We start from the raw sequence: 21,629 nt of genomic DNA, 5'->3' as shown, positions 1-21,629 counted from the left end.
TATTCCGGTGTGGTGCGGAGGTACGCGCCACACCGGAACAGCCGCCGACACCCCTGCCCGGCTACGCCGCTACAGCCCCGTCGCCCGCCTCAGGTCGTCCTTGAAGCGGGCCAGCACCGCCGCGCCACGCTCACGCGCCGAGGCCAGATCGGCGGCGTCACCCACCGGGACGACGACCTCCAGATAGCACTTGAGCTTGGGCTCGGTGCCGCTCGGCCGCACCACCACGCGGCCGCCGCCGACCCCGTCGGCGCCTGCCAGCGAATAGCGCAGCCCGTCCGTCGGCGGCAGCGACGCGGTGCCCTGGGTGAGGTCGTCCGTACGGGCGACCCCGAGCCCGCCCAGCGCCGTCGGCGGCTCGGCGCGCAGCCGCTCCATCGCCGCGCCGATCAGCGACAGGTCGGACACCCGCACGGAGAGCTGGTCGGTGGCGTGGACGCCGTACTCGACGTCGAGGTCGTCCAGCAGCTCGCCCAGCGTGCGCCCCGCCTGCCTCAGCTCGGCGGCCAGCTCGGCGACCAGCAGCGCCGCCGTGATCCCGTCCTTGTCGCGGACGCCCTCCGGATCGACGCAGTAGCCCAGCGCCTCCTCGTAGCCGTAGCGCAGCCCGTCGACGCGGGCCAGCCACTTGAACCCGGTCAGCGTCTGGGCGTACGGCAGCCCTGCGGACTCGGCGATGCGCTCCAACAGCGAGGAGGAGACGATCGTCGTCGCGAACGTGCCCTTGGCGTGCTTGTGGATCAGATGGGTGGCCAGCAGTGCGCCCACCTGGTCGCCGCGCAGCATCCGCCAGCCGTCCTCGGCCGCCGCGTCGGGCACGGCGACGCCGCAGCGGTCGGCGTCCGGATCGTTGGCGATGATCACGTCGGGGCGCTCGCCGTGCTCGGCCTCCCAGGCACGCGCGGTCGCGTACGCGCGCTCCATCGCGCCGGGTTCCTCCGGATTGGGGAACGCGACCGTGGAGAAGTCCGGGTCGGGCTCGGCTTGCTCGGCGACCGGCACCGGCGAGGGGAAACCCGCCCGCTCGAACGCCAGCCGCGCCGTCTCGTGCCCCACACCGTGCATCGCCGTGTGCACCACCCGCACCTCGCGCGGCGACCCCTCGGTCAAGACGGCACCCGAACGCGCCAGGTAGGCGTCGAGCACCTCGCCGCCCAGCACCTGCCAGCCGGATTCCGCGCGGGGCACACCGGCGAGCGGGCCGACGGCGGCGATCTCGTCCGCGATCTGCCCGTCGGCGGGCGGCACGATCTGCAACCCGTCGCCCAGGTAGACCTTGTAGCCGTTGTCGCGGGGCGGATTGTGGCTGGCCGTGACCATGATCCCGGCGGCCGCGCCCAGGTGCCGCACCGCGAAGGCCAGCACCGGCGTGGGCAGCGGCGACGGCAGCACCGCCGCGCGCAGCCCCGCGCCGACCATCACGGCGGCCGTGTCGCGGGCGAAGTCGGCGCTCTTGTAGCGCGCGTCGTAGCCGACGACCACCAGCGGCTGACCGCCCCCCTCGCCCTGCCGCTCCCGCAGGTGGGCGGCGATTCCGGCGGCCGCGCGGATCACGACGGAGCGGTTCATCCGCATCGGTCCCGCGCCCAGCTCACCGCGCAGGCCCGCCGTGCCGAACTGGAGAGTGCCCGAGAACCTCTCCCGCAGTTCCTCCACCGCCCGCGCTTCGACGAGCCCGGCCAGCACCTGCCGCGTCTGCGGGTCGGGGTCCTCGGCCAGCCAGTCGCGGGCCCGGGCGAGCAGCGCCTCGTCGGAGTCCCGGGCCCGTGCGTCATCCCGCCGGGCGTCGCTCATCGTGTCCGTCCTGCCTTTCGGGAAGGGGAGTCCCCGTGGTGGGGGTCCCGAGGTGGGAAGCTCTCACGGCGGAGAGCCGGAGACCGCGGGCGCGGTGTCAGAGCCGCTGGAGCACCTGGGCCAGCAGCGTGCCCATCCGGGAGGCCGAGTCGCGGCCCGCCTGCAGGACCTCCTCGTGGTTGAGGGGCTCGCCGGTCATGCCCGCCGCGAGGTTGGTGACGAGGGAGACACCGAGCACCTCGGCGCCCGCCTCCCGCGCCGCGATGGCCTCCAGGACGGTGGACATGCCCACCAGGTCACCGCCGATGGTGCGGACGAAACCGATCTCCGCGGGCGTCTCGTAGTGCGGCCCGGGGAACTGGACGTAGACGCCCTCTTCCAGCGTCGGGTCGATCTCCTGGCACAGCGCGCGCAGCCGCGGCGAGTACAGGTCGGTGAGGTCGACGAAGTTGGCGCCGACGATGGGGGAGGCGGCGGTCAGGTTGATGTGGTCGCTGATGAGCACCGGCTGGCCGGGGCGCATGCCCTCGCGCAGGCCGCCGCATCCGTTGGTCAGGATGATGGTCTTGCAGCCCGCCGCCACGGCCGTGCGCACCCCGTGCGCGACGGCCGCGACACCGCGGCCCTCGTACGCGTGCGTACGGCCGAGGAAGACGAGCGCGCGCTTGCCGCCCACCGTGTGGGAGCGGATCTTGCCCGCGTGCCCCGCGGCGGTCGGCGGCGGGAAGCCGGGCAGCTCGGTGACGGCCAGTTCGTGGTCGGGGACCCCGAGCGCGTCGGCCGCGGGCACCCAGCCCGAGCCCATGACGAGGGCCACGTCGTGGCTCTCCTCGCCGGTCAGGGCCCGCAGCTTGGCCGCGGCCTCGTCGGCGGTGCGGTAGGGGTCGTCGGGGATGTGCGTAGTGGCTGAAGCGTTCACGCGACGAGGGTAGCCCCTTCTCGCCTACGCGCGTAGACGTGGGACGCAACTCCGGACGAACACACGGACGAGTCCGTGCCGAGCCGCCTCTCGTGTGTACGTTCCGTGCCCTGCGAGCCCAGCCCCCACCTGGCCCGTGCGCCCGGTCCCTAGCAGGGATCCCATGCGCCCGGTCCTTAGCAGGGGCGCTTACGCAGCTCCATCACATAGTCGTGCGGCGCACCCGCGGACTCCGCCGCATCCGCGATGTCGCCCAGATAGCGAGCCGAGGGCAGACCCCCCTCGTACCCGTTGAGCACGTAGCACCACGCCGGCTCCTCACCGTCCAGTGTGTGCACCCGCACCCGCATCCGCCGGTATATGTCGAGCCCGACGCCCTCCCAGCGGTCCATCGAGTCCTCGTCCATCGGAGCGATGTCGTACAACGCGACGAACAGCTGCGACCGCGGCGCCTCCACGAGGGTGGCCAGCGCGCCCTCCCACCCCATGTGCTCCCCGCCGAACGTCAGCCGCCAGTCGGTCATCCATCCGGTGCTGCGGAGGGGGGAGTGGGGGGCGCGGCGGGACATCAGGCGGGCGTCGAGGTTGCCGGCGTAGGCGGCGTAGAGCGACATCCCACGAGGGTAGCCGCCACACCCCTCGGGGCTCCGCCCCATCGCCCCCCTGGGGTGGGCCCCCCATACCTCCCCCTTTACCAGTGGGGCCAGCCCACCCCCGATGTTGCTGATCTCTGTCTGGGGGGCTCCGCCCCCCAGACCCCCGGCCCCTCGCCGGGGAGGCTTTGGGGCGGCTCCGCCCCCCAAAGGCCCCCCGCTACGGGGGCTCCGCCCCCCTAGGAACCCCCGCCAAGGGGCTCCGCCCCCTGGACCCCCACATGAGAGGACCACAGAACCTCAGTGCTGGGTCGACTCGTGCGCGATAGGGAGCCGGCTCTCCCCGAGGGGGCTCGGAGCCCCCTCGGGGAGGGGGGTATGTGGGGGTGGAGGACCCAGCGGGGTGGGGGCGGGGTGGGTGCGGGACAATGGGGGGGTGACTCGGATCGTGATCATTGGCGGCGGCCCCGGCGGATACGAAGCGGCTCTGGTAGCCGCCCAACTCGGCGCGGAGGTGACCGTCGTCGACTGCGACGGCCTCGGCGGCGCCTCGGTCCTCACCGACTGCGTGCCGTCGAAGACGCTGATCGCCACCGCCGAGGTGATGACGAACTTCGACTCCTCGTACGAGGAGCTCGGTATCCGGGTGGAGGACAAGACCCATGACCCGGACGACCCGGCGAGGGTCGTGGGCGTCGATCTCGGCAAGGTGAACCGCCGTGTCAAGCGGCTGGCTCTCGCCCAGTCGCACGACATCACCGCGTCGGTCACCCGTGCGGGGGGCCGCGTCATGCGGGGCCGGGGGAGGCTGGAGCCGGGGCAGGCGGTGGACGGTTCCCGTACGGTCACGGTCACGGTGGCGGACGGCAGCCAGGAGGAGCTGACGGCGGACGCGGTGCTGGTCGCCACGGGTGGTCATCCGCGTGAGATCCCGGACGCCCGTCCGGACGGCGAGCGCATTCTGAACTGGACGCAGCTCTACGACCTGGAGGAGCAGCCCGAGGAGCTGATCGTGATCGGCTCGGGTGTGACCGGTGCCGAGTTCGCGGGCGCCTACCAGGCGCTGGGCTCCCAGGTGACGCTCGTCTCGTCCCGGGACCGGGTGCTGCCGGGGGAGGACCCGGACGCCGCCGCGGTCTTGGAGGACGTCTTCCGCCGTCGGGGCATGAACGTGATGAGCCGTTCCCGTGCGGCGTCCGCGCAGCGGACGGACGACGACCGGGTGGAGGTCACGCTGCAGGACGGCCGCACGATCTCGGGGACGCACTGTCTGGTGGCGGTGGGCGCGATCCCGAACACGGCGGACATGGGTCTCGAGGAGGCGGGGGTCCGGCTCAAGGAGTCGGGGCACATCTGGACGGACAAGGTGTCGCGTACCTCGGCTCCGGGCGTCTACGCCGCGGGCGACTGCACGGGCGTCCTGGCGCTGGCCTCGGTGGCGGCGATGCAGGGCCGGATCGCGATGTACCACTTCCTCGGTGACACGGTGAACCCGCTGGACCTCAAGACGGTCGCCGCGAACATCTTCACCGATCCGGAGATCGCGACGGTCGGCTACTCGCAGGCGGACGTGGACAAGGGCGCCATCGAGGCGCGCGTCGTCAAGCTGCCGCTGCTGCGTAATCCGCGCGCGAAGATGCAGGGCATCAGGGACGGTTTCGTGAAGCTGTTCTGCCGTCCGGGGACGGGGATCATCGTCGGCGGTGTCGTCGTGGCGCCCCGGGCGAGTGAGCTGATTCATCCGATCGCGATCGCGGTTGACAACAATCTGACCGTGGAGCAGATCGCCAACACGTTCACGGTGTATCCGTCGCTGACGGGGTCGATCGCCGAGGTGGCGCGGCAGTTGCACACGCGCAAGCTGGCCGAACTGCACTGAGGGGCCGAGGGGGCGCTGTCCGAAAGGGCCCCTATACCACGTTGGGTGCCCTCCTACGAACAACTTCTGTTAATCGGCGGATACCGCTGAAAGCAGACGGTCGTTGGCGTTACTGTCAGTTTCGTGTTCGCTGCGGAACGTCGTCAATTGATCCTTGAAATGGTGCGCGCCAACGGAGCGGTCTCGCTCCGGGAGCTCGCCCGCGTCGTCCAGACCTCCGAAGTGACCGTGCGCAGGGACGTACGGGCGCTGGAGGCAGAAGGACTGCTCGACCGCCGGCACGGCGGTGCCGTGCTACCCGGCGGTTTCACCCGTGAGTCCGGCTTCCCCCAGAAATCCCATCTGGCCACCGCCGAGAAGACGGCCATCGCCGACCTCGCCGCCGGCCTGGTCTCGGAGGGCGAGGCCGTCGTCGTCGGAGCCGGTACGACGACTCAGGAGCTCGCGCGGCGGCTCGCGCGGGTGCCCGGGCTGACCGTGGTCACCAACTCGCTGCTGGTGGCGCAGGCACTGGCCCACGCCAACCGGGTGGAGGTGGTGATGACCGGCGGCACCCTGCGCGGGAGCAACTACGCGCTCGTCGGCAGCGGCGCCGAACAGTCACTGCACGGGCTGCGCGTCTCCCGGGCGTTCCTGTCGGGGAGCGGGCTGACCGCCGAGCGGGGCCTGTCCACGTCCAACATGCTCTCCGCGAGCGTGGACCGGGCGCTGGTGCAGGCGGCCGGGGAGGTCGTCGTGCTGGCCGACCACACCAAGCTGGGGACCGACACCATGTTCCAGACGGTACCCACCGATGTGATCACCCGACTGGTGACGGACGAGCCACCGCCGCACGACGACCGTGCCGAGACGGAATTGCAGGCGCTCGCCGACCGCGGGGTGCAGGTCGCCGTCGCGGGCTCCGCCACCTCCGCCTCCGCCGGGCGCGGCCGCCAGGACGTGCCGATGCCCACCCCGCGGCGGGCCGCCGCGCAGGGCGGGAGTCCGCCCCCCACCCACCTGCGGCCCACGGCCGCACCGGGACCCCGGGTGGCCGACCTGGCACCGCGCCGCCGCTGACGCACAACGCGCCGCCGGCGATGCCGGGCCCCCGTACGAGGGGGTCCGGCACCGCCGACGGCGTCAGGAGAGGTGGGCGGCGATCGCCGCGGCTCAGTCCTTGATCTCGCAGATGACGGCGCCGGAGGAGACCGAGGCGCCGATCTCCGCCTTGAGGTCCTTCACGGTGCCGGCCCGGTGGGCGTTGAGCGGCTGCTCCATCTTCATCGCCTCCAGGACGATGACCAGTTCGCCCTCCTCGACGACCTGACCCTCCTCCACGGCGACCTTCACGATGGTGCCCTGCATGGGGGAGGCGAGCGCGTCACCGGAGGCCGCGGAGCCGGACTTCTTGGCGGCCTTCCTGCGGGGCTTGCGTGCGCCGCCCTCGACGGCGGCCCGCGCCAGCGGCATGCCCAGCGACGAGGGGAGGGAGACCTCCAGGCGCTTGCCGCCGACCTCGACGACGACCGTCTCGCGGGTCGCTTCCCCGGCGTCCTCGTCCTCGGCCGCCGACGGCGCGAACGGCTTGATCTCGTTGACGAACTCCGTCTCGATCCACCGGGTGTGGACGTCGAAGGGCTCACCGGCGCGGCCGCTCACCTCGGGGGCGAACGCGGCGTCGCGCACCACGGTGCGGTGGAAGGTCAGCGCGGTGGCCATCCCCGACACCTCGAACTCGTCCAGCGCGCGCGCCGCCCGCTCCAGGGCCTGGCCGCGGCTCGCGCCGGTGACGATCAGCTTCGCCAGCAGCGAGTCCCACGCGGGGCCGATGACCGACCCCGACTCGACGCCCGCGTCCAGCCGCACACCCGGGCCCGAGGGCGGCGCGAACGTGGTGACCGTGCCCGGGGCCGGGAGGAAGTTGCGGCCCGGGTCCTCGCCGTTGATGCGGAACTCGAAGGAGTGACCGCGCAGCGGCGGGTCGTCGTAGCCCAGCTCCTCGCCGTCGGCGATGCGGAACATCTCGCGGACCAGGTCGAGGCCCGTGACCTCTTCGGTGACCGGGTGCTCGACCTGGAGGCGGGTGTTGACCTCCAGGAAGGAGATCGTGCCGTCCTGCCCGACGAGGAACTCGCAGGTGCCCGCGCCCTCGTAGCCGGCCTCGCTCAGGATGGCCTTGGAGGCGCGGTACAGCTCGGCGTTCTGCTCGTCGCTCAGGTAGGGGGCCGGGGCCTCCTCGACCAGCTTCTGGTGGCGGCGCTGGAGGGAGCAGTCGCGGGTGGAGACGACGACGACGTTGCCGTGCTTGTCGGCCAGGCACTGGGTCTCCACGTGCCGGGGGCGGTCGAGGTAGCGCTCGACGAAGCACTCGCCGCGGCCGAAGGCGGCCACCGCCTCGCGCACGGCCGAGTCGTAGAGCTCGGGTACTTCCTCCAGCGTGCGGGCGACCTTCAGGCCGCGGCCGCCGCCGCCGAAGGCCGCCTTGATGGCGATGGGCAGGCCGTGTTCCTCGGCGAAGGCGACGACCTCGTCAGCGCCGGAGACCGGGTCCTTGGTGCCGGCGACGAGCGGGGCCCCGGCGCGCTGCGCGATGTGCCTCGCCGCGACCTTGTCGCCCAGGTCGCGGATGGCGTGCGGGGGCGGGCCGATCCAGTTGAGCCCCGCGTCCAGGACCGCCTGCGCGAACTCGGCGTTCTCCGACAGGAATCCGTAACCGGGGTGGACGGCGTCAGCGCCCGAGTCGGCGGCGGCCTTGAGGACCTTGGTCATGTCCAGGTAGCTGGCTGCGGGGGTGTCACCGCCCAACGCGTAGGCCTCGTCGGCCACCCGGACGTGGAGTGCGTCCCGGTCCGGGTCGGCATAGACGGCGACACTCGCGATACCCGCATCCCGGCACGCGCGGGCGACGCGGACGGCGATTTCGCCGCGGTTGGCGATGAGCACCTTGCGCACGATGGCTCCCTCCTTGAAACAAGCTGAGTTTAGGTACTGGCGACACCTGACGCCGAGCCGCCCAGGGGGGTGAGCTTGCCCACACGGAGTGTCATGCGCGTCTCGCGCGGAACCGGATCTCCCCTCGTCATCCCACGGTACGCCGCTTTCGGGCACGGGTTGTCCGACTCAGGGGTGTGGGCTAACTCTCTGTCCCGGTGGCTCGGTGGAACCGGGGGTCTTTGTGGACTCCCTACGAGAGGAGAAGCGAAATTTTGCTGTGCGCCGTTTCCCTTGCCCCGGCATGTACCCGCCAGTAGCGTTCGCTCTGGCGCGTACACGTACCCGGAGTAACCCGGGCGCGTCGAGCGGGCGGGCCGCAACAGGCGTTCCGCCGAGGGCAGATGCAGGCCACAGAAGGGGTGGGCGCGGTGTCAGGGCGCAGACGAGCGGTGGCCGCGGTGACGGCGTTGGTGCTGACACTGGAGGCCGTCGTACTCGTAGGACTCAATCTCTTCCTCGGCAAGGTCGCCGACGTCCAGCAGATGTCGCTGGCGGGCATCGAGCCGCGCGCCATGACGATCTCCGCGGTGATCGGCGCCGTGCTGGTCGGCGGCTACGTGCTCACCTGCGCGCTGATCCTCGCGCGCACGGCGATCCGCGACCTGCCGCCGCGCGGGTTCTGGCGCATCGTGCTGATCAGCTGCGCCGTCGTCCACGGCGTGCTCGGCGCCTTCTGCGTCGGCCTGGTGGGGTGGACGGCCTTCGTGGTGCTGATGGCCGTCCTCGGTCTCCTCGTGTGGTCGCTGACCTGGTACGGCGCAGGCGACGACGAGCACGTCGAGCGGGCACCCGCAAGCCGGGATGCGGCCGCCTCCGCGCAGGGCGAGGTCAGCGCGCCACCCACAGGTCGGTGACGGCGACACCCAGATCGGCCAGCAGCCTGCGCAACGTCGGCAGCGAGAGCCCCAGCACGTTGCCGTGGTCGCCCTCGATGCCCTCGACGAACGGGCCCGAGCGGCCGTCCAGGGTGAAAGCGCCCGCCACGTGCAGCGGTTCGCCGCTCGCGACATAGGCGGCGACCTCCTCATCGGACGGTTCACCGAAGTGCACCGTCGTCGAAGCCGTCACCGAACAGCGCGCCTGAGCCGTCCGGGTGTCGACCACGCAGTGCCCGGTGTGCAGCACACCCGAGCGGCCCCGCATGTCCTTCCAGCGGGCCGCCGCCTCCTCGGCGTCCGCCGGCTTGCCCAGCGCCCGCCCGTCCAGCTCCAGCACCGAGTCGCAGCCCACGACCAGCGCCCCCGCCGCCTCGGCGCGGCCCGCCACCGCCGCCGCCTTCGCCTCCGCCAGCACCCGGGCCAGCTCCGAAGGGGTCGACGCGTCGATCGCGTCCTCGTCCACGCCGCTGACGACGACCTCCGGCGCCATCCCCGCCTGCCGCAGCAGCGCGAGACGGGCAGGGGAAGCGGAGGCGAGGACGAGACGCGGAGAGTTCATGCGGGCCATCGTAAGGACCCGCACCCCGCGCACGCGCACAGCGGACCCGGGCGGCTCACGAGTACGCCACCGACAACAGCAGCAGCATCACGACCGCCACCACCACCAGCAGCACCCAGCCGAGACGGTGCACCTTCTCCTGGGCCCTGCGCAGTTCCGGCGGCGGCTCGTCGCGGGGGTCCGACCACAGCATGCGCCCCATGGTGGGACCGGGCGGGCGCCCCCGCCTGAGTACGCGTACTCAGATGCGGACGCCCCGCGGGCACCGGATGCCCCGGAGGGCACGGGCCCGGCCCTCACCCCGGCCAGTACGTACGGCGCCAGGCACCCGGGCCCGGCTGCGGCAGCCGGCGCGGCACCGTACGGGCCGGCGACGACCACGCGCCCGGCACCCCGCGGCCCGGCTCACCCGGCGCAACGGCCGACGCGCGGGCCCGCACCACCGCCAGCGCGGCGGCCAGCTCCTCGGGCGTCGGATTGCCCCGCACGACCCGGATGGGCGGCTCGGGGGTCCGGGGGGACGTCTCTCGGGAATCCGTCATCGCGGCCTCCTCACAGCGGGATGTTGCCGTGCTTCTTCGGCGGCAGCTGCTCGCGCTTGGTGCGCAGCGTACGCAGACCGCGGGTGATGTGACGGCGGGTCTCGGCGGGACGGATCACCGCGTCCACATAGCCGCGCTCGGCCGCCACGTAAGGGTTGAGCAGCGCGTCCTCGTACTCCTGCGTGAGCTGGGCGCGCAGCTCCTCGGTCTCCTGCGGGGAGCCGGCGGCGGCCAGCTTCTTGCGGTGCAGGATGTTGACCGCGCCCTGCGCGCCCATGACGGCGATCTGCGCCGTCGGCCAGGCGAAGTTGAGGTCCGCGCCCAGGTGCTTGGAGCCCATCACGTCGTACGCGCCGCCGAACGCCTTCCGCGTGATCACCGTGACCAGCGGCACCGTCGCCTCCGCGTACGCGTAGATCAGCTTCGCGCCGCGCCGGATGATCCCGTCGTACTCCTGATCGGTCCCCGGCAGGAACCCCGGCACGTCCACGAACGTGAGGACCGGCACGTTGAACGCGTCGCAGGTACGCACGAACCGCGCCGCCTTCTCGCTCGCGTCGATGTTCAGACACCCCGCGAACTGCAACGGCTGGTTGGCCACCACACCGACCGGCTGGCCCTCGACCCGGCCGAACCCGGTGACCATGTTCGGCGCGAACAGCGCCTGCGTCTCCAGAAACTCCCCGTCGTCCAGCACATGTTCGATGACGCCGTGCATGTCGTACGGCTGGTTCGCCGAGTCCGGGATGAGGGTGTCCAGCTCCCGGTCCTCGTCCGAGGTCTCCAGATCCGCCTCTTCGGCGAAGACCGGCGGCTCCGAGAGGTTGTTGGACGGAAGGTAGGAGAGCAGCGCCTTCACGTACTCGATGGCGTCCTTCTCGTCACCCGCCAAGTGATGCGCGACGCCGGACGTGGCGTTGTGCGTCCGCGCCCCGCCCAACTCCTCGAACCCGACGTCCTCACCGGTGACCGTCTTGATGACGTCGGGCCCCGTGATGAACATGTGCGAGGTCTGGTCCACCATCACCGTGAAGTCCGTGATGGCGGGCGAATAGACGGCTCCGCCCGCACAGGGCCCGAGAACGAGGGAAATCTGCGGAATCACGCCGGAGGCGTGCGTGTTGCGGCGGAAGATCTCCGCGAACAGGCCGAGCGCCGCCACGCCCTCCTGGATACGGGCGCCGCCGCCGTCGTTGATGCCGATGATCGGACAGCCCGTCTTCAGCGCGAAGTCCATCACCTTGACGATCTTCTCGCCGTAGACCTCGCCCAGGGCGCCGCCGAAGATCGTGAAATCCTGCGAGAACACGCAGACGGGGCGGCCGTCGATCGTGCCGTAGCCCGTGACGACACCGTCGCCGTACGGACGGTTCGCCTCCAGGCCGAAATTCGTCGAACGGTGGCGGGCGAACTCGTCCAGCTCCGTGAAAGACCCCTCGTCCAACAGGAGTTCCACGCGCTCGCGCGCGGTCAGCTTGCCCTTCGCGTGCTGCTTCTCCACCGCGCGCTCCGAGCCCGCGTGCACGGCTTCCTTCGTGCGGTGCTCGAAATCCGCGAGTTTGCCCGCGGTGGTGTGGATGTCGAGGTCGTCGGACATCTCGGAGGGCTCCTAACCGTCACGGGGTGGCTACCGATCCGTAGGCTATCTGCGGCACGCCCGTTACGGAGTGCGTCATTGGCCACACCGCCAGCACCCTTTCCGCTGTCGCCGCGCCCTTTCTCCCCTTCTCCGAGCACCCTCACCCAAGAGGTAACTCCTTCGTACCTACGGGGGCTCCTAGGGGGGCGGAGCCCCCGTGGCGGGGGGGGCAGTTGGGGTGGGGGTCCCCCCGGACGGAGTCTGGGGGAGGAGCCGCCCCAAAGCCTGATCGGCGAGACCCCGGGGCTTGGGGGCGGAGCCCCCAAACAGAGGGTGCCCCTCGGGGGTGGGCGGCCCACAGAAGGACGGAGGCCAAGGGGGGCCCGCCCTACAAGGAAGGGGCGAGGGGCGAAGCCCCCACAAAGAACGGGTCCAGGGGCCGGGGGCCCATGGGAGGGGGGAACAGCCGAGGGCGGCACATAGTGTGGCGGCATGACGCCCAACCGCTGGTCGGACCTGTCCCGCCCCCCGCTCAACCAAACAGCCCTCCGCCGCGCCCTCCTCCACGAGAAGCACCCGCTCTGGACGCACCTGGAGGTGCTGGACTCCGTCACCTCGACCAACACGGAGCTGGTCTCCCGCACCCGCGCGGGCGAAGCCCGCCCCGGCACCGTCCTCGTGGCGGAGGAGCAGACCGCGGGCCGGGGCCGGCTGGACCGCGCGTGGAGCGCACCGGCCAGATCGGGCCTGTTCTTCTCCGTGCTGCTGCGTCCCCACGCGGCAGCCGAGCGCTGGGGCTGGATCCCGCTCCTCGCGGGCGTCGCCGCGGCGGGCGCGCTCGCCCGTACCGCGGGTGTCGACACGGGGCTGAAGTGGCCGAACGACATCCTGGCCACGGGGGCGGACGAGGAGCGGAAGATCGGCGGCATCCTCGCGGAGCGGGTGGACGACGAGCACGTGGTGCTCGGCATCGGGCTGAACGTCACTCTGCGCGAGGACGAGCTGCCGGTTCCCACGGCGGGCTCGCTGGCTCTGGCGGGCGCCCAGGGCACGGACCGTGACCCGATCCTGCGCGCCGTGCTGCGCGCGTTCGAGGACTGGTACGGCCGCTGGTCGGCCGCGGACGGCGATCCGGCGTCCTCCGACGTTCTGGAGGCGTACGCGGCGGGGTGCGTGACGCTGGGCAGGTCGGTGCGGGCGATGCTGCCGGGCGGGGAAGAGCTGCTGGGGGAGGCCGTGGCGGTGGACGGGGACGGTCGGCTGGTCATCGCTTCGGAACAGGGCGTGCAGCGTCCGGTCGCGGCCGGTGACATCGTCCATCTGCGTCCGGCGACCGGTAAGTGAGGTAGCGCACAACTGCCGTATGGTGGGCAATCGGCGGTGACATCGGGTGTCATCGGGCGCCGGGGTCCGGCTCACGGGCGGTGCCGGTGTGCCGCCGCGAGCAGGAGCGGCAAGAGGAACGGAAGGGCTGTGCGCAGGGACGACGCGAGGGCGCGACGCCACGTCGCGGAGGGTGCGGGGAGCCCCCGGTGACCGCGGACGATCCGGGTGTGCCCCAGCAGGGGCAGCCGGCCGGCTCCCGGGAGGACGACCCGGCGAGCGGCGGTGACGCCGACCCCGAGCGCGCTGGCGAGCGTGCCGATCCCGAGCCCGCCGGCGAGCGCGCCGGTTCCGCGCGCGCCGCCTCGCAGGACCCGGTCCAGGCCAACTCGTTCGCCGAGGACGTCGGCGAGGCGGAGATCGTCGAGGACGACACCGATCCCAGCGCGCTGCGTATCGAGGAGCTGATCCTGGGCTCCGCGCGGCAGTACACCCCGTTCCAGGCGGCGCGTGCGGCGGGCGTCTCGATGGAGCTGGCGTCCCGTTTCTGGCGGGCGATGGGCTTCGCCGACGTCGGCCAGGCGCGCGCGCTGACCGAGGCGGACGTGCTGGCGCTGCGGCGGCTGTCCGGGCTGGTCGAGGCGGGGCTGCTGAGCGAGCCGATGGCGGTGCAGGTGGCCCGGTCCACGGGGCAGACCACGGCGCGGCTCGCGGACTGGCAGATCGACTCGTTCCTGATGGGGCTGACGGAGCCGCCCGAGCCGGGGATGACGCGTAACGAGGTCACGTTTCCGCTGGTGCAGTTGTTGCTGCCGGAGCTGGAGGAGTTCCTGGTCTACGTCTGGCGCCGCCAGCTCGCGGCGGCGACCGGGCGGGTCGTGCAGGTCAAGGACGACGACGAGATGGTCAACCGCCGCCAGGCCATCGGCTTCGCCGACCTGGTCGGTTTCACCCGGCTGACCCGGCGCCTGGAGGACGAGGAACTGGGCGAGCTGGTAGAGGCGTTCGAGACGACCGCTGCCGACCTGGTGGCCGCGCACGGCGGGCGGCTCATCAAGGCCCTGGGCGACGAGGTCCTCTACGTCGCGGAGGACGCGGGCACGGCCGCCGAGATCGGCGTGCGGCTGATCGAGACGATGGCGAACGACGAGACGATGCCGGAGCTGCGCGTCGGCATCGCCTTCGGCACGATGACGACCCGGATGGGTGACGTCTTCGGCAACACGGTCAACCTCGCCAGCCGGCTGACGTCGATAGCGCCCAAGGACACCGTGCTGGTCGACGGCGCCTTCCGTGCCGAACTGACGGCTTCGGGGGCCGCTCCCGAGTCGGAGAAGGAGAGCGAGGACCTGTCGGGTTTCCGGTTCGCGCTCCAGCCGCTCTACCAGCGCCCCGTGCGGGGTCTCGGTGTGGTGGAACCCTGGCTGCTGAGGCGGCGTACCCCGCCGGGGCCCTGACGGCCTGCTTCGCGCGGGCGGCCGCCCGTGTCGGGGCGGCCTCCGGGGCCGGGGGCAGAGGGGGTTGTCCCCCGGGGGAAAGCAGCGTGAGCGTTATCGTGACGGCCATGGACCATGGCGAGCAGGTGTTCGGGGAGTGGGTGCGGGTCCGCAAGGACGGGCACGTCGCCGAGTTGGTGATGGATCGGAAGGCGGCCATGAACGCCGTCTCGACGGCGTTCGCGGGTGCGCTCGCCGACGCGTGCGCGGCCCTCGCCGCGGACGGCGACGTGCGGGCGACGGTGCTGACCTCCACGCATGAGCGCGCGTTCTGCGTCGGCGCCGACCTCAAGGAGCGCAACGCGCTCAGTGACGCGGAACTGGGCGCCCAACGTCCGTACACCAGTGCGGCCTACCGGGGCGTGCTGGAGCTGCCGATGCCGACGATCGCCGCCGTGCACGGCTACGCGCTCGGCGGCGGCTACGAGCTGGCGCTCTCCTGCGACCTGATCGTCGCCGACCCCTCGGCCGTGGTCGGGCTGCCCGAGGTGTCCGTCGGCGTGGTGCCCGGCGGCGGCGGCACCCAGCTGCTGCCGCGCCGGGTGGGCGCGGCCCGCGCCGCCGAGCTGATCTTCTCCGCGCGCCGGGTGGCGGCCGAGGAGGCGCACGCGCTCGGTCTCGTCGACCAGCTCGCCGAGGCGGGCGAGGACCGCGCGGAGGCGCTGGCCCTCGCCGGGCGGATCGCCGCGCACTCGCCCGTGGGGCTGCGGGCCGCCAAGCGCGCGCTGCGCACCGGATGGGGCATGGACCTGCGGGCCGGTCTCGAGGTGGAGGAGGCCGCCTGGCGAACCGTCGCCTTCTCCGGGGACCGCGCCGAGGGTGTCGCGGCCTTCAACGAGAAGCGGAAGCCCGACTGGCCGGGAGCCTGAGCGGCCTGCCTCCGCCAGGTTCCCCGGCACGAGATGTGTCAAGAGCGCCCCACCGCGCACGTGTCGTACGTAGAGTGAGGCCCTCCGTAGGGGGCCGCGCGGCAGAACGGCACGAAGCCTCCTAATCTTGGCCGTATGGGCCGAATACGTCAGGACGGGGACGCGGACGCGCGCCTGAGCGCCGTCGTGGGGCTGTCGCAGGCCATGGCGGCGGCGCAGACCTCCGCCCCCGCACCGGCCCCGACCACCTCCGGTGCCGCACACGACCCCGAGGCCGTCGCCGCCCTCTCCCACCGGGACATCGCCCACGCGGCCGCGCGCGGCGCGTGTGAGGCGATGGGCGGCACGTTCGCGGCCATCTCCGTCTGGGAGCGGCCGCGCGGGCGGCTGCGCGTCCTGGTCAACGTCGGGGACCGGGCGCCGGGGGAGGCCGAGTTCCCCGACGACGAGTCCTACCCCGCGCACGACTTCCCGCAGATCGCCGAGTCCCTGCACGAACGCTGGGCGGGCGGCGCCCGTGCCCAGGCCTGGGTGGAGGGCGAGGAGGGCCCGCTGTGGGGCGGTGACGAGGCGGCGCCCGGCTACCGGCGGGTGGCGGTGTGGCGGCGCAGGGGCCGCGGCTCGGGCGTGATCGCCCCGATCGTGCTGCACGGGCGCGCCTGGGGCGAGCTGTACGTCGCCAGGGCCGCCGACGCACCCGCCTTCACCAGGAACGACGCCGACTTCGCCGCTGTGCTGGCCGCGCTCATCGCCTCCGGCATCGCGCAGAACGAACGGCTGGAGGAGGTCCGCCGCCTGGCCTACACCGATCCGCTGACCGGCCTGGCCAACCGCCGCGCCGTGGAGTCCCGGCTCGACGAGGCCGTCGAGCTGCACCGGGATCTCGGCACGGTCGTCAGCCTCGCGGTCTGCGACATCAACGGGCTCAAGGCCGTCAACGACCAGCAGGGCCACGAGGCGGGCGACCGGCTGCTGGAACGTTTCGCCGAGGTCCTGGCCGACTGCGCGGCGACGCTGCCCGGCGCCCTGGCGGGGCGGCTCGGCGGCGACGAGTTCTGTCTGCTGACCGTCGGGCCGACCGCCGACGAGGTGGTGCGTGCCGCCGACGACCTCTGCCACGGCGCGGCGGCACTGGAGCTGGGGGAGGGCGTGGCCTGCGGCGTCGCCTCCACCGGCGACCCGGTCGGTGACGTGCGCACGGCCCACCGGATCTTCCGGCTCGCGGACGCGGCCCAGTACCGGGCCAAGGCGCTGCGTTCGGGCAAGCCGGTGGTGGCGGGCCGCGAGGGCGGACCCGACGACCCCACAGTGCGGCTGGCCGCCGACCCCGCACCGCTGCCACCCGCCCCGGAGCGCCGCCGCTTCCGCCGCGGATGAGCCCCGGCGGCTCCAGGGGCCCGGCCCGGTTCCGGGGGCCCGGCTCCGGTGTCCCGACGGCGGAGGGCTCGGCTCCAGGCCCCAGCGGCAGAGGGCCCCGAAGCGGGCGGCGCGAGACCTAGCGGCCCGTCGGCGGCAGCGTGTCGGCCAGCGCCTGGGCGAAGGCGGCCGGGTGTTCGACGCAGCCCACGTGCCCGCCGGGGAACTCCCGGCACTCCGCGCCCACCGCCTCGGCCAGAGCGGTGGCCATCGTGTGCTGGAGCTGTCCGCGTGAGGCCCGGCCGACGGCGACGACCAGCCGGTCCGCCACCCCCTTCAGCTCCGTCAGGTCAGGGGTGTGGTGGCTGAAGGGCCGCAGCACGTCGCGGAGGAAGTGCGCGCTGCTCGCCTCGATCGCGGCCCGCAGCCCGTCGGGCACGGGCGCGGGATCGCCCACGGCCGGGTCGTCGACGGGCTCCGGTGCGCCGAGGACGGCACCCATGCGGGCGTAGGCGGCGCCGACACCCTCGCGCACGGCGGTCTCCTGGATGCCGGCGAAGGCGGCCAGGACGGGAGGCGGGTCGGGCAGCACGCGGATCAGCGGCGGCTCGTGGGCGACGACGAGCCGCAGGCGCTCCGGATGCCGCGTCAGGAGTTCGACGGCGGCGACAGCGCCGGAACTGGTGCCGAGGACGGTGGCGGGCTCGTCGGGGGAGAGCAGGTCGAGCAGGCGCCGCGCGTCGGCCGCGTGCACCTCGACCGCCTGTTCCTCGCCCGGGGAGTCCAGCGGGCTGCCGCTGATGCCGCGCGGCGCGTAGCTGGCGACGGTGAAGCGGTCGGCGAGCGCCGGCGCGACGCCGTGGAAGACGTCCGCGTTTCCGGCGCCGCCCGGTATGAGCAGCAGGAGCGGCCCGGTGCCGCGCACTTCGTAGCGCAGGGTGGCGCCGGGGACGGGCAGGACGCCGACGCGCGGTGCGGTGGCGTCGGCGGGCAGGTCACTCATGGGACGCGATCTCCTTGTTCGTGCGGTGCTGGTGCTGGTACCGGTGCTGCTCGGTGCCGGCGCCCGGGGTCTCTTCGTGCGGCTGGTCCAGGCCCACCTCGCCGGCCGCCCCGACGACACGCTCCACCGTCGGCCCCGCCCGCACCATGAGCCCCCGCTTCCCCTCGCCGGCCCTGCCCCGTCTCGTGCCGCCTTCTCCGGCCGCCGCGAGCCTAAGGCCAGGGGCTGGAGGAGAGCACCTGATTTGCCCGGGGCGGTCGGAGGCGGCCGACCGTGACAGATGGCAATTCACTCATTAGTGTTTCTGAATATGAATATGCACACTGTGGTCGTGGGGAGCTCGGGGACCACCCCGGAGGAGGTCATCGCCGTCGCCCGGGACGGCGCCCGGATCGAGCTGCACCCGGAGGCGGTCGAGGCGCTGCGCACCGCCCGCCGCTTCATCGACGACCTGGCCGCCAAGCCCGACCCCGTCTACGGCGTCTCCACCGGCTTCGGCGCCCTGGCCGTCCGCCACATCGGCCCCGAGCTCCGCGCCCAGCTGCAGCGCAACATCGTCCGCTCGCACGCGGCGGGCATGGGCCCCCGGGTCGAGCGCGAGGTCGTCCGCGCGCTGATGTTCCTGCGGCTCAAGACGCTGGCCTCCGGCCGCACCGGCGTGCGGCCCGAGGTCGCCCAGGCGATGGCCGACGTCCTCAACGCCGGCATCACCCCCGTCGTACACGAGTACGGCTCCCTCGGCTGTTCCGGAGACCTCGCCCCGCTCTCGCACTGCGCGCTCACCCTGATGGGTGAAGGCGAGGCGGAGGACCGCGACGGCGTGGTCCGCCCGGCAGGCGACCTGCTCGCCGAGGCGGGCATCGCCCCCGTCGAGCTCCGCGAGAAGGAGGGGCTGGCCCTCCTCAACGGCACCGACGGCATGCTCGGCATGCTGCTGATGGCCTGCGCCGACCTCGCCCGCCTGTTCACCAGCGCCGACATCGCCGCGGCGCTCTCCCTGGAGGCGCTGCTGGGCACCGACCGGGTGCTGGCCCCCGAGCTGCACGCCATCCGCCCGCACCCGGGGCAGGCGGCCAGCGCCGCGAACATGCTCAAGATGCTGGCGGGCTCCGGGCTGACCGGGCACCACCAGGACGACGCCCCCCGCGTGCAGGACGCCTACTCGGTGCGGTGCGCCCCGCAGGTCGCGGGCGCGGGCCGGGACACCCTCACGCACGCCCGCACGGTGGCCGAGCGGGAGCTGGCGGCCGCCGTCGACAACCCGGTCGTGTTGCCGGACGGGCGGGTGGAGTCGAACGGGAACTTCCACGGGGCGCCCGTCGCCTATGTCCTCGACTTCCTGGCCGTGGCCGCGGCCGACCTCGCCTCCGTCGCCGAGCGCCGCACCGACCGGCTGCTCGACAAGAACCGCTCGCATGGCCTGCCGCCGTTCCTCGCGCACGACGCCGGGGTGGACTCCGGGCTGATGATCGCCCAGTACACGCAGGCGGCCCTGGTCAGCGAGCTGAAGCGGCTGGCCGCACCGGCCTCGGTGGACTCGATCCCCTCCTCCGCGATGCAGGAGGACCACGTCTCCATGGGCTGGTCCGCGGCGCGGAAGCTGCGGACAGCGGTGGACGGGCTCTCGCGGGTGATCGGCGTCGAGCTGTACGCGGCCGCGAGGGCCGTCGAGCTGCGCTCCCGTACGGCGGGCGCGGCGCCCGGTGAGGCGGCGCGCGCGGTGGTCGCGGCGCTGCGCGAGGCGGGGGCCGAGGGCCCGGGGGAGGACCGGTTCCTGGCGCCCGACCTGGCGGCTGCCGAGGCGTTCGTCAGGTCCGGCGCCCTGGTGGCGGCGGCCGAGTCCGTCACGGGGCCGCTGGCCTGATTCCGGCGGTCGGTCGGCCCCACCTGACGGCGGTGGCCGGTCGCGGGTCGGCGGGGCCGGCGGCGGTGCTCCGTCCGCCCGGGCCGGCCAGGGCGGACGGCTCCGCCCTGGCCGACCTCCGGTCCGGCCTAGCCGGTCCGGGCGGCGTCCTGCTCGTGTCCCAACCGCGTCACAGTGTCGCTGTGACGAGTGGGATGGTCAGGTTTTTCGGGGGTAGCGTTGGCTGTGGGGACGAACCAGAGGGCGCACAGTACTCCGCCGGCCGCCGCGGCGGTCGCCAGAGAGCGGCGGTGGACTGACAGCTTCGAGGGTCCGGCCTCGGACACGAAAAGGCCCTCCAGTGTGCGTCGGAACGGCGTACGGCTCGGGGGATCAGCGATGAACTGACCGTACGCGGGCTGATGTTACTGAGTGGTGGAGGCGATGGGGAAGGCATGCTTCCGCTCTTCCGGGGAACCAGGAAGGTTCCGTCCTTTTCGAACGGGACAGAACCACAACGGCTCCGTCCGCATCTAACGGGACAAGAGACGGAACGGCTCGCGAACGGGTCGGATACGTGTCCTAGACCACAGTTTTACCGAAAGTGGAACCGGTCATAGTCCCCCGTGCGTTCTTATGCAAGGAGCTGGAGCGCACATGTCCGATATCGGGCGCTGTGGGGGCCAAGCAGCTTTACCGGGGAGACATGGGGTTCCGAAGGCAAATGGAGAAGCCAGTGATGACGGGTGGGAAGCACCGCAGGGGTCTCGCGGCCACGGCCGTGCTGCTCGGTGGGGTGCTCGCGCTGAGCGGATGCGGTGGCGACGACGGGGGTGACACCGAGAAGTCCGCGGCGAAGAATGACATATCCGCCGAGAAGGACGCCTCGCAGGCCCGAATAAAGATCGCCTCCAAGGACGGCGCCACCAACGCGAGCATCAACAGCGGCGGCAAGGTCTCGGTCAAGGGCGGCAAGCTCACCAAGGTGAGCATGAAGGCCGCCCAGAGCGGTACCGAGGTCGAAGGCTCCCTCTCCTCCGACGGTACGTCCTGGAAGCCCGGCAACCAGCTGGAGCGGGCCACGAAGTACGAGGTCACCGCGACGGCCAAGGACAGCGAGGGCCGCAAGGCCGTGGAGAACTCCACGTTCACCACCGTCTCGCCCGAGAACAGCTTCATCGGCACCTACGCGGGTGAGGACGGCGCCACCGTCGGTGTCGGCATGCCGGTCTCCATCACCTTCGACAAGCAGATCCAGAACAAGAAGGCCGTCGAGTCCGCGATCAAGGTCAACTCGACCAGCGGCCAGGAGGTCGTCGGCCACTGGTTCGGCAACGACCGGCTCGACTTCCGCCCCGAGGAGTACTGGAAGCCCAACTCCAAGGTCACCCTCGATCTCGACCTCGACGGCGTGAACGCGGGCAACGGCAACGTCGGCGTCCAGGACAAGAAGGTCACCTTCAACATCGGCCGCCAGCAGGTCAGCACGGTCGACGTGAAGAACTACCAGATGAAGGTCGTCAGGGACGGCAAGACGATCAAGACCATCCCGATCTCCGCGGGCAGCGCCAGCAACCCGACCTACAACGGCAAGATGGTGATCTCCGAGAAGCACAAGGAGACCCGCATGGACGGGAACACCGTCGGGTTCGGCCGCAAGGGCGCCGAGGGCTACGACATCCCCGACGTGCCGCACGCCATGCGCCTGTCCACCTCCGGCACCTTCATCCACGGCAACTACTGGGGCGCTCCCTTCGGCTCCGGCAACACCAGCCACGGCTGCGTCGGCCTGAAGGACTCCCAGGGGGCGAACAACTCCGGCACCGACGGTGCCTGGTTCTACGAGAACTCGATGATCGGCGACGTCGTCGAGGTCAAGGGCTCGCCCGACAAGACCGTCCAGCCGGACAACGGCCTCAACGGCTGGAACATGGACTGGGCGGAGTGGAAGGCCGGCTCCGCACTGTGACGCCGCAGGCCGGCGGCGAGCACCGCGCCGGCTGAGCTTCGGCACCCACGA

Annotated in this window: 19 protein-coding genes; 9 read left to right on the top strand and 10 right to left on the bottom strand. The window is 72.4% G+C overall.

The genetic code is table 11. The features are described 5' to 3' along the window. Nucleotides 1–69 precede the first annotated feature (69 nt). From DTL70_RS19700 to DTL70_RS19690, 3 genes are all read right to left on the bottom strand, one after another. A complete protein-coding gene (locus tag DTL70_RS19700) occupies nt 70–1,794 on the bottom strand; it encodes a phospho-sugar mutase (protein WP_114023311.1) in 1,725 nt (574 codons plus the stop codon). A gap of 97 nt (nt 1,795–1,891) precedes the next feature. Next, a complete protein-coding gene (locus DTL70_RS19695; protein ID WP_114023310.1) occupies nt 1,892–2,713 on the bottom strand; it encodes a purine-nucleoside phosphorylase in 822 nt (273 codons plus the stop codon). Nucleotides 2,714–2,889: 176 nt separating this feature from the next. Next, nucleotides 2,890–3,327, bottom strand: a complete 438-nt coding sequence (locus DTL70_RS19690; RefSeq protein WP_114015518.1) for a gamma-glutamylcyclotransferase family protein — start codon at nt 3,325–3,327, stop codon at nt 2,890–2,892. Between the two features lie 415 nt (nt 3,328–3,742). Between DTL70_RS19690 and DTL70_RS19685 the strand changes: the two genes are divergently transcribed. Both DTL70_RS19685 and DTL70_RS19680 read left to right on the top strand, forming a co-directional pair. Beyond that, the gene (locus DTL70_RS19685) at nt 3,743–5,185 is read left to right on the top strand and encodes an NAD(P)H-quinone dehydrogenase (RefSeq protein ID WP_114023309.1); all 1,443 of its coding nucleotides are present in this window, start codon (nt 3,743–3,745) and stop codon (nt 5,183–5,185) included. Between the two features lie 123 nt (nt 5,186–5,308). Then, entirely contained in the window at nt 5,309–6,244 is a 936-nt protein-coding gene (locus tag DTL70_RS19680) for a DeoR/GlpR family DNA-binding transcription regulator (RefSeq protein WP_114023308.1), read from the top strand. A gap of 93 nt (nt 6,245–6,337) precedes the next feature. Here the strand turns inward: DTL70_RS19680 and DTL70_RS19675 are convergent, their stop codons facing one another. Beyond that, on the bottom strand, nt 6,338–8,119 hold the full coding sequence (locus tag DTL70_RS19675; RefSeq protein WP_114023307.1) for an ATP-binding protein: 1,782 nt from the start codon (nt 8,117–8,119) through the stop codon (nt 6,338–6,340). Between the two features lie 410 nt (nt 8,120–8,529). Here DTL70_RS19675 and DTL70_RS19670 point away from each other — a divergent pair, with 410 nt between their 5' ends. Beyond that, nucleotides 8,530–9,015, top strand: a complete 486-nt coding sequence (locus DTL70_RS19670) for a hypothetical protein (RefSeq protein WP_245979477.1) — start codon at nt 8,530–8,532, stop codon at nt 9,013–9,015. On the opposite strand, the gene DTL70_RS19665 is transcribed toward DTL70_RS19670, so the two are convergent. The 4 genes from DTL70_RS19665 to DTL70_RS19655 all read right to left on the bottom strand — a co-directional run bounded on the left by DTL70_RS19665 (nt 8,990) and on the right by DTL70_RS19655 (nt 11,737). Next, a complete protein-coding gene (locus DTL70_RS19665; protein ID WP_114023306.1) occupies nt 8,990–9,607 on the bottom strand; it encodes a Maf family protein in 618 nt (205 codons plus the stop codon). The genes DTL70_RS19670 and DTL70_RS19665 overlap by 26 nt on opposite strands. Nucleotides 9,608–9,653: 46 nt before the next feature. After that, complete coding sequence (mmpB, locus tag DTL70_RS33625; protein WP_181856385.1) at nt 9,654–9,791, bottom strand: morphogenic membrane protein MmpB; 138 nt, start codon at nt 9,789–9,791, stop codon at nt 9,654–9,656. Between the two features lie 103 nt (nt 9,792–9,894). After that, entirely contained in the window at nt 9,895–10,140 is a 246-nt protein-coding gene (locus DTL70_RS19660) for an acyl-CoA carboxylase subunit epsilon (protein WP_114023305.1), read from the bottom strand. A gap of 10 nt (nt 10,141–10,150) precedes the next feature. Next, nucleotides 10,151–11,737, bottom strand: coding sequence for an acyl-CoA carboxylase subunit beta (locus tag DTL70_RS19655; protein WP_114023304.1), 1,587 nt, complete (start codon nt 11,735–11,737; stop codon nt 10,151–10,153). 474 nt (nt 11,738–12,211) lie between these two features. Here DTL70_RS19655 and DTL70_RS19650 point away from each other — a divergent pair, with 474 nt between their 5' ends. The 4 genes from DTL70_RS19650 (at nt 12,212) to DTL70_RS19635 (ending at nt 16,784) form a co-directional block, all read left to right on the top strand. After that, complete coding sequence (locus tag DTL70_RS19650) at nt 12,212–13,063, top strand: biotin--[acetyl-CoA-carboxylase] ligase (RefSeq protein WP_114023303.1); 852 nt, start codon at nt 12,212–12,214, stop codon at nt 13,061–13,063. 188 nt (nt 13,064–13,251) lie between these two features. Further along, on the top strand, nt 13,252–14,499 hold the full coding sequence (locus DTL70_RS19645; RefSeq protein ID WP_114023302.1) for an adenylate/guanylate cyclase domain-containing protein: 1,248 nt from the start codon (nt 13,252–13,254) through the stop codon (nt 14,497–14,499). 107 nt (nt 14,500–14,606) lie between these two features. Further along, nucleotides 14,607–15,407: an enoyl-CoA hydratase/isomerase family protein gene (locus tag DTL70_RS19640; RefSeq protein ID WP_114023301.1), complete on the top strand. Its 801-nt coding sequence runs from the start codon at nt 14,607–14,609 to the stop codon at nt 15,405–15,407. 135 nt (nt 15,408–15,542) lie between these two features. Beyond that, the gene (locus DTL70_RS19635) at nt 15,543–16,784 is read left to right on the top strand and encodes a GGDEF domain-containing protein (RefSeq protein ID WP_114023300.1); all 1,242 of its coding nucleotides are present in this window, start codon (nt 15,543–15,545) and stop codon (nt 16,782–16,784) included. Nucleotides 16,785–16,902: 118 nt separating this feature from the next. On the opposite strand, the gene DTL70_RS19630 is transcribed toward DTL70_RS19635, so the two are convergent. Further along, nucleotides 16,903–17,766 (bottom strand): alpha/beta fold hydrolase, encoded by an 864-nt coding sequence (locus tag DTL70_RS19630; protein WP_114023299.1) that lies wholly within the window; start codon nt 17,764–17,766, stop codon nt 16,903–16,905. After that, the gene (locus tag DTL70_RS33620; protein WP_181861000.1) at nt 17,759–17,914 is read right to left on the bottom strand and encodes a hypothetical protein; all 156 of its coding nucleotides are present in this window, start codon (nt 17,912–17,914) and stop codon (nt 17,759–17,761) included. The genes DTL70_RS19630 and DTL70_RS33620 overlap by 8 nt, the downstream gene beginning before the upstream one ends. A 168-nt stretch (nt 17,915–18,082) precedes the next feature. Between DTL70_RS33620 and hutH the strand changes: the two genes are divergently transcribed. After that, nucleotides 18,083–19,630 carry a histidine ammonia-lyase gene (hutH, locus tag DTL70_RS19625; protein ID WP_181861019.1) on the top strand — a complete coding sequence of 516 codons (1,548 nt, stop codon included), beginning with the start codon at nt 18,083–18,085 and terminating at the stop codon, nt 19,628–19,630. Nucleotides 19,631–20,348: 718 nt separating this feature from the next. Continuing rightward, complete coding sequence (locus DTL70_RS19615) at nt 20,349–21,578, top strand: L,D-transpeptidase (RefSeq protein ID WP_181860999.1); 1,230 nt, start codon at nt 20,349–20,351, stop codon at nt 21,576–21,578. Nucleotides 21,579–21,629: the final 51 nt, after the last annotated feature.

The sequence above is a fragment of the Streptomyces diacarni genome, assembly GCF_003323715.1.
Lineage (GTDB): Bacteria > Actinomycetota > Actinomycetes > Streptomycetales > Streptomycetaceae > Streptomyces > Streptomyces diacarni.
The sequence above is the reverse complement of the archived record's forward strand: the minus strand, read 5'-3'. Positions and strand labels throughout refer to the sequence as shown.